The following is an 846-nucleotide window of genomic DNA, read 5'->3' on the forward strand; positions in this document are numbered from 1 at the left end:
TGGCTCACTGTGGGCAACAAAATTTCAATTGGCAGGACACCAAGTATCAGTGTGGGGCAGAACGTCTGAGCCGCAACACTCCCTTACGCTTGATGACTCACCTGCAATGGAGTTTCCTAACCAACATATTCCCTCTTTACAACAAGCGGATTTGATTTTGGTCACGGTGAAAGCGTGGCAAGTGATCACTGCACTCAAACCTCTTATTGAGCACATTCATCGCGATGCCATTGTTATGCTTATGCACAATGGTATGGGTACGGCCGAGCAGGTAGAAGAGATGCTATCCGGAAATCCCGTCGTTATCGCAACCACAACCCATGGTGCTTATAAGCCGAATAAAGAACTCGTAATGCACACGGGGCAAGGCATCACTCAAGTTGGCGGCTTTAATGCATCTGGCGCTCAATGCCAGTTTTTGCAAGATGTTATGCAGCACGCTTTACCAGAAGTCGTTTGGAACCCAAACATCAATGCTGCGTTGTGGACCAAACTCGCCATAAACTGTGCAATCAACCCGCTTACAGCATTGCATCAATGTAAAAATGGCGACCTTGCACACGGTGATTTTCAAGACACCTTGAAAAACATCACGAAAGAACTTGTCGAAGTGATGAATAAGGAAGACATTGCGACGCAGTTCGACGTGCTTTTCGAGACCATTATGCAAGTGGTGCGGGCAACGTCTGAGAACTATTCTTCAATGAGGCAAGATGTGTTTCATCAGCGCCCGACTGAAATTGATTTTATCACTGGGTACTTGCTAAAAGCGGCAGAGAAACATCGCATCAATACACCTGAGAATTTAGAACTTTACCAACGCATCAAACAAATAGAACAAAGCTG

Annotated in this window: 1 protein-coding gene; it reads left to right on the plus strand. The window is 45.9% G+C overall.

Annotated features, from left to right (window positions below; genetic code table 11):
- Nucleotides 1–846 (plus strand): 2-dehydropantoate 2-reductase (gene panE / locus R8O10_RS24495; RefSeq protein ID WP_318191855.1); only part of this gene is annotated, 846 nt, incomplete at both ends.

It is taken from the genome of Vibrio sp. 1727, assembly GCF_033344415.1.
GTDB classification, from domain to species: Bacteria; Pseudomonadota; Gammaproteobacteria; order Enterobacterales; family Vibrionaceae; genus Vibrio; species Vibrio alginolyticus.